This window comes from Veillonella sp. 3310 (genome assembly GCF_003999875.1).
Classification (GTDB): Bacteria; Bacillota; Negativicutes; order Veillonellales; family Veillonellaceae; genus F0422.
Window position 1 is genome coordinate 1 of sequence record NZ_RQVJ01000008.1, and the last position, 7,402, is coordinate 7,402.

6 protein-coding genes and 1 tRNA gene are annotated in these 7,402 nt (G+C 41.4%); 5 read left to right on the forward strand and 2 right to left on the reverse strand.

From position 1 onward, the window contains the following. Position 1 precedes the first annotated feature (1 nt). From EO127_RS08330 to EO127_RS08345, 4 genes are all read left to right on the forward strand, one after another. Positions 2–77, forward strand: a tRNA-Val gene (locus tag EO127_RS08330). A 124-nt stretch (positions 78–201) separates the two neighbouring features. Then, positions 202–1,620, forward strand: a complete 1,419-nt coding sequence (locus EO127_RS08335) for an LPO_1073/Vpar_1526 family protein (RefSeq protein WP_127448905.1) — start codon at positions 202–204, stop codon at positions 1,618–1,620. Positions 1,621–1,737: 117 nt separating this feature from the next. Next, complete coding sequence (locus tag EO127_RS08340; RefSeq protein ID WP_127448906.1) at positions 1,738–3,054, forward strand: hypothetical protein; 1,317 nt, start codon at positions 1,738–1,740, stop codon at positions 3,052–3,054. Positions 3,055–3,057: 3 nt separating this feature from the next. Further along, positions 3,058–3,465 carry a YadA-like family protein gene (locus EO127_RS08345; protein ID WP_127448907.1) on the forward strand — a complete coding sequence of 136 codons (408 nt, stop codon included), beginning with the start codon at positions 3,058–3,060 and terminating at the stop codon, positions 3,463–3,465. 94 nt (positions 3,466–3,559) lie between these two features. Here the strand turns inward: EO127_RS08345 and EO127_RS08350 are convergent, their stop codons facing one another. After that, entirely contained in the window at positions 3,560–4,270 is a 711-nt protein-coding gene (locus tag EO127_RS08350) for a Crp/Fnr family transcriptional regulator (protein WP_127448908.1), read from the reverse strand. 174 nt (positions 4,271–4,444) lie between these two features. Next, positions 4,445–5,296, reverse strand: a complete 852-nt coding sequence (locus EO127_RS08355; RefSeq protein WP_127448909.1) for an Rpn family recombination-promoting nuclease/putative transposase — start codon at positions 5,294–5,296, stop codon at positions 4,445–4,447. 384 nt (positions 5,297–5,680) lie between these two features. On the opposite strand from EO127_RS08355, the gene hcp reads away from it, so the two are divergent. Next, positions 5,681–7,246 carry a hydroxylamine reductase gene (gene hcp / locus EO127_RS08360; protein ID WP_127448910.1) on the forward strand — a complete coding sequence of 522 codons (1,566 nt, stop codon included), beginning with the start codon at positions 5,681–5,683 and terminating at the stop codon, positions 7,244–7,246. The last annotated feature ends 156 nt before the right edge of the window (positions 7,247–7,402 follow it).

A 7,402-nucleotide genomic window follows, 5' to 3' on the forward strand; every position in this document is an offset into this window, starting at 1 on the left:
TGGACGATTAGCTCAGCTGGGAGAGCGCCTGCCTTACAAGCAGGATGTCGGCAGTTCGATCCTGTCATCGTCCACCACGCTAGGAACTATCTTCGGATAGTTCCTTTTTTGTTGAAGAATAGCTTAGAACACTTTCAAATCTAGACATAAATAGGTATAATAAAAGAAGTACACATACATTTATGAATTGGAGGACTCCCCATGGACGGATTGATACAACTTTCATTACAATATGGACCTTACGTGGTCGTTGTAGGCGTCGTATTGTTATTTTTACTGTGTTGCTATTTCTTATTTCGAGATGGTAAAAGTAATAAAAAACATACAAAACAACAGATGCCAACCTATGAAGAGTATTACGAAGAACGGAGACGGAACTTTCAGAATCCTTACGCTGTGAAAGAAGAACCTGAAACAGATGACACCATCTGGGAAGAGATGAATCCTAGTGATTACACTATGCCGTTGCCAGCAGTGGATGCGACAGATTGGAACGAATCCCAAGGCATTGTATCCAAAGAATTGGTGCGCGCCGTTAGCGAGCAACCGTTAGAAGAAGCGGACGATGCGACACGGATTATGCCGAAGATTACAGAAGAGTTAGTCAGAGAAGAACAAACTCCAGAAGAGCCAGCGTTAGAAACATCTGCCACAACAGAACCATCTACGATTGTAGACAAAGCGGTAGCACAATACGTGGCAGCTTTTGGCATCTTGAATCCGAAATCAGAAGCATCAGCTAAGTACATCACAGAATATGTATTCTCGCAATTGGGCGCTGAATCGGAAGAAGAAATCACTACATTATTGGAAAATATTTCTGTTCAAGAAGCGTTGTTACAAGTGCAAAAAGCGTACGTAACGAACCCAACAGAGTGGTTACGAGACATGCTAGCTGATGCCTTCCGAGATGTGGTAAAACGACCACAATCCAGTACTTGGTACTTGGTGGCAGTGGATGCCTTGAAATGCTTGGTGAATATGCAAAAGAGTCATTTACAAGCCTTGGCAGTAGCTTTGATCGTGCAATATTCTAAAAATTCCAATAACTATTCCTTGGAGAATTTCCAGCATTATGTGGAGAAATATTTAGAACCACTACTCAGCGAATTGCCAACTCGTGAAGACATGTACCAACAATTAGAATACTTGCGTTGTACATCGTCCTCTGGGGAAGTGCGGTTTGAACAAATTTTGCGTAACTCCTATCCGTTGGTGTTCGATTACCGTGGCTTTACCATGGAAGAATTAGAATACGTCATGCAAAATGCGCCGGTACGCACATCCATTACCGTACCGAGCCTCAACTCGAACTTACTAAAATTGTCGGCTGTGGATGAATATATGTTGCCGAATTTATTCCAACGAGCAGGCATTACTGATCAAGACAAACAACAGGCGTTGACAGGGTTAGCCTTTAGCCGAGCCTTCGATTGGGACAACACATCCTTCGAGGACGTGCTAGAACACATCTCTCCAGTCTTGCTAGACTTATGCCAAACCTATAATCGCATCCCATTGTGCCGCTTGAACCTAACCTTGTTAGGATTATACCTAGGACGCAGTATGGTGAAAGCAACCATTCATGAGGACTTTGATATTTCTCCGTGGTTTAGTTAATGACAAAATAATACAGTAAAACAGGTTCACCCAATGTAGATATAAGGTCTGGTTGGGTGAATTTTTTATTATAGTTTTGTTTACAATTGTTAATCTACTCAAGACGGTTCTGCAGTTGTGATTAACGGCAAGGATGGATCTATCGGCTTGAATGGTAAGGATGGCAAAAATGGTCTTTCCATTAAAGGTGACAAAGGTGTTGTTGGTGTAGACGGCACAGATGGTGCTAATGGTAAAGACGGTATGACTCGTATCGTATATGAAACGAAACATGCAGATCCTAATAATGCTGGTAAAGACATTGTGGTGAAACATGAAGTAGCTACGATGGATGATGGCGTGAAATATGCTGGTGACGACGCACAAGGTACTGACAAATCCAAAGTTATCGCTAAGAAGTTGAACCAAACTGTAGATATTGTTGGTGGTGCAGATAAAGCGAAATTAACGGACAAAAACATTGGTGTGAACAATGTGGATGGCAAGTTAAAAGTACAATTAGCTAGCGACTTAACAAGCATCAACTCCATTACAAATAAAGAAAACAACGGCAAAGTTGAGTTCAAAGATAAGGGAGTAACTACTTTCAGTGGTGGCAAAGCTGACGATAAAGCAGTATCCATTGACGGCAAACAAGGATTTGTGACAGGGTTGGAAAACAAAACTTGGAATGTAGCAAATCCAACGGTTGTATCTGGTCGTGCAGCGACGGAAGATCAATTGAAAGTGGTTAGCGACCGTCTAGCAGGCGCTCGTAAGTTCACAGGCGATAACAAAGGCGTGACGGCTGTAGTTGGTCTTGGCGATGTATTGAATATCAATGGTGGCGCAGATGCGACTAAGTTGACGGACAATAATATTGGCGTCATTGCTAAAGAAGCTGAGAAAAATGCAGATGGAACAATCAAAACACCGGCGTCTATGACTGTTAAGTTGGCGAAAAACGTTCACATGGGTGATGGTTCTACCGATTACACGGGCGTATTTAAACCTACTTTCATAGACAAAGATGGCAAGGTAAAACCTGTGACGGATGAGAAAACAGGTAAGCCTGTGGAATTACCTACAACGGTAAAACATGATGGAGCAGGCAGTGAATACACTGTATATCGTCCTGGTAAAGATGGTAAACCTGAACCAGCGATTACGACGAATGTGACACCGTTGGGTGTGGTGATTGAATCCAACAATTCCAATGGTAAAGCGAACCCTGCTGTGACGTTGACTGCGAATGGCTTAGATAACGGTGGTAACCGCATTATTAATGTGGCGCCTGGTATTAATGGCACTGACGGTGTAAACGTAGATCAGTTGAAAGCTACAGCGAACAACGTTCTGAACCAAGCTACGGGTGAAGCCCATAAAGCTGGTGCGAGAGCAGCCGCTTTAGCAGCATTGAAACCTTTACAATATGACCCATTAGAACCAACATAAATTATGGCGGGTATTGGTAATTATCGTAGTGAAACTGCAGCAGCTGTAGGCATTGCTCATTACACGCAAGAAGCGACTATGTTCCACGTAGGTGTTACATTGGGTCAACATCAAAATATGGTGAATGCTGGCGTGACTCATAAATTTGGCTGGAGTCCAGAAGAAAAAGCAATTCCTGAACGTTATAAAGCGGGCCCGATCTCCTCTGTGTATGTAATGCAAGATGAAGTCTCTGCATTGAAACAAGAGAACGAACGCACGAAAGTAGCGTATGAACAAGTATTGGTAGATAATGCAAATATCAAAGCAGAAAACCAAGAAATGAAGGAATCTTACAACAAAATGGCTCAAGACAATGAAGAAATGAAAGCACAAATCAAAATGTTGATGCAGGCTATGGGAATGAAATAAGTCCTGAAGATGTAACTTCCTAGAAGATGCAATAAGCCCCTACCCTTCCGGGTCGAAAGACTCGGAAGCGGTAGGGGCTTTTGTGTTTATTATTTTAGAACGAAAAATCTTCGATGGTTTCGATATCCACCAACTCAACTTCTTTTCCGTGGAATTGGATGATTCGTTCGTCCTGCAACCGACCTAATTCACGGCTGAGAGCGGTGCGGCTCACGTTGAGGACATCTGCCATTTCTTGCCGATTATGTGGCAAGGTGAGGATGTTCTTTTTTTGTACCCGCCGAATGTCCATGAAGTAGGCAAAAATTTTCTCTCGCATTCCTTTGAGGGATAGATAATGCACTTTGCGAGTTAGCTGCATCGCCTTTTCAGACAGGTCATGCATGAGGTTCGTGAGCAACTGGATTTGACAGGATTGGCAGTCCGGGAATGCTTTGGTGAAAGTCTCTATTGGTAAAAATAAGACGATCGCATCTTTTGTGGCTTCAATCGTAGCCGGCCATAGAGGATGGTTGCTAAAGAGTAAGGCTTCCCCGAACATAGAGGACGGCTGTAACTCTGTTACAATGGTTCGTTGTCCCAACATGTTTTCGCGTGTTAACAAGGCACGCCCTTCCAGCAATATACCAATGCCTTCCATAGGTTCACCTGCGATGGCAATGAAAGAATTTTTTTTGAAACTTTGTACTTTCACATTCGCTTGCGATAAGAAAAGCGACAAATTTTCTGGCGCAATATGCGCACATAATGGGGATTGTTGAATCGTATTCATGTATGTTTCTAACGTTGGATGTAATGTCGACATGGGACCTCCGTGAATAGAAGATTATAATGTGGTATTAGGAATATAATGATAGTGTGACACAACCATATATTATAGGGCGGTGTATGTGATGTATAGCAAAAGGGTCCAAAGGGACCCTTTTAGTATCGTACCAAGACAGTATATACTGTCATACAAATCGCTATATTGCAAACATTAAATTAAAGAGTGTGCTTTACCAATCTCTGTAATCTGTTCTATAGTAAGCTTAGTATATTTGGCAATCATTTCTAAGGATAGTTTATCTTGCAACATCCCAAGAACCACTTCAGCTTTACCCTCAGCTTTACCTTCAGCTCTGCCTTCAGCTTTACCTTCGGCTCTACCTTTAGCTGTGCCTTCTGCCATGCCTTCTTTCCATCGGCGTTTTAATTCCATTTCGAGTGTCATATATTCTACCCTCCATTCTTTAGAATGTCGTACTTTATTTACGACAGAATCCATTTCCAATACTAACTCATCAGCAGGTGATTTACCATCTACATAATCTAGAAAATACTGTAGTGGTTTAGATATATCATTGGCAGTACCTTTAGTACTTAAAAATAATTTCGTAGTTCCATCGTTTAATTCGATATTGTGATTCTCTAAACAAATATTTCTGAAAGTATACTTGTGGAGATCCCCAGTAAATACTGGAAAGGTACATATAAATATAATATACGTATCATTGAGTTCGGTGTAATCCTGACCTTTTTCAATGTTGTGTAAATCGATAATACTTTGGTAGTACCTGACTCGTTTTACTAATTCCTCCATATTTTTAGTAGTTTGCATTTCCACATTAAAGACAGTACCATCCACATCGTTGACGTACACATCGAGTCGAATACCTTTACTGTCTGGGTTCATACGCAGTGACTTTTCTTCTTCGAGATAGGTGATATCTTTAATCTGGATATCTAACAGACGTTCTATTGTTGCCTTACAAATGCGCTTATTACGCATCACCTTTTGGAACATAAAGTTATCCTGTATGGTCAGTTCTTCAAAGGGTTTGATATGCATAGAATCACCTCCAGCTCTTATCCAAATTATACCATATATTTTAGATATATAATATTGCTCTTTACATCTATCTTCAACACAAAAGACACTATCGCTTCCGAGTCTTTCGCCTCGGAAGGGGAGGGACGTATTTACTTACGTTACTATATCAATCCATGGGTACGACCAATTTCTTCATTTCTCAAAATGTTTTTAAAGTGTAGCCAAGGATACGTTTTTTCTGCTTTCAGTATACTATACTACATGTATAGATAACAAGACACTGCTAGATGGCCCTTGCGGGGGCTTTCACTATGAAAGAGACTATCTAGTGAGATATCTAAGGAAATACAAAAAGTATGTTGTAGTATACATGTTAAGGGCAAAGTTCCCAAGGAGGTTATTATGAGTATGTTCTGTTTCCAATGTGAACAAACAGCGCAACCAAATGGTTGTACAGTACAAGGTGTATGTGGTAAAACAGCACCAGTTGCGAATTTACAAGATGAATTAACAGCAGCGTTGATTGGGTTAGCTCGTGCAATGCAAGCCACAGAAGTAACGTTAGAAAACGTACAATTGTTAAAACGTGGTTTATTCATGTGCGTAACAAACGTAAACTTCTCTGAAGATCGTGTACAAGAGTTCATCGATGTGATCAACAACGCTCACAATAAATTAGATGCAAACATTCCTAACTTTGATTGGGAAGAATTGTGGAAAGGTCATGAAGACATCGTTTCCTTACGTTCCACATTGTTATTAGGTATGCGCGGTATGGCTGCGTACGCATGGCATGCAGCAGTATTGGGCTACAATGATCCAGAAGTTGACGCTTGGTTCGTAAAAGGCCTTGTTGAAATGGTAAAAGACCACAGTGCAGAAGAATGGTTAGGCTTATTGATGGAATTCGGTGGCATCAACCTTGCTTGCATGGCGTTGTTAGACAAAGCCAACACAACTACATACGGTACTCCAGTACCAACAACTGTACCTTTGACAGTAGAACCAGGTCCTTTCATCGTGGTAACAGGTCATGACTTACACGACCTTAAAATGTTATTGGAACAAACTGATGGTAAAGGCGTTAACATCTATACACATGGTGAAATGCTTCCATGTCATGCATACCCTGAATTGAAAAAGCATCCTCAATTGAAAGGTAACTTCGGTACTGCATGGCAAAACCAACAAAAAGAATTTGATGGCGTTCCAGGTGCATTCTTGTTCACAACAAACTGCATTATGCCACCAAAACAAACATACATCAAAAATATCTTCACAACTGATATGGTTGGTTTCGATGGCTGCGGTCACGTGGAACACAACGAAGATGGCACAAAAGATTTCTCTGCAGTAATCGAACGCGCTATCGAATTAGGCGGTTACAAAGAGCCACAACACTTCACAGGTATCAACGGTGGTACAGAAGTGACAACTGGTTTCGGTCATGGTACAGTACTTGGCGTAGCTGACAAAGTAATCGAAGCAGTAAAAGCTGGCGCTATTAAACACTTCTTCTTGGTAGGTGGTTGCGATGGTGCGAAAGTAGGCCGTAACTACTACACTGAATTCGTAAAACAAACTCCAGAAGATACAATGGTATTGACTTTAGCATGTGGTAAATATCGTTTCAACGACCTTAACATCGGTGAAATCGGTGGCTTGCCTCGTATCCTAGATATGGGTCAATGTAACGATGCGTACTCCGCCATCCAAGTGGCTGTAGCATTAGCAGGCGCTTTCGAGTGTGACGTAAATGAATTACCATTGACATTGGTATTGTCCTGGTACGAACAAAAAGCGGTATGTATCCTATTAACATTATTGTCCTTAGGCATTCGCAACATCTACATCGGACCATCCTTGCCAAAATTCTTGTCCAACACAGTACTTGGCATCTTAGTTGAAAAATTCAACTTACATCCGATTACAACACCAGAAGAAGATATGAAAGCGATCTTGGGATAAGACGTCTCTTGTTTCGCTACGCAGCCTTGTGGCGGTGTTAATTAAATAAGATAAAGGGAAGAGCACGGTATACCCCCTCACAAACGGTATTTCATAATGTTTGTTCGGGGGCACACCGTGCTCTTCTTGTGTTTGTGTGATTTAGGTAGTAAAGGA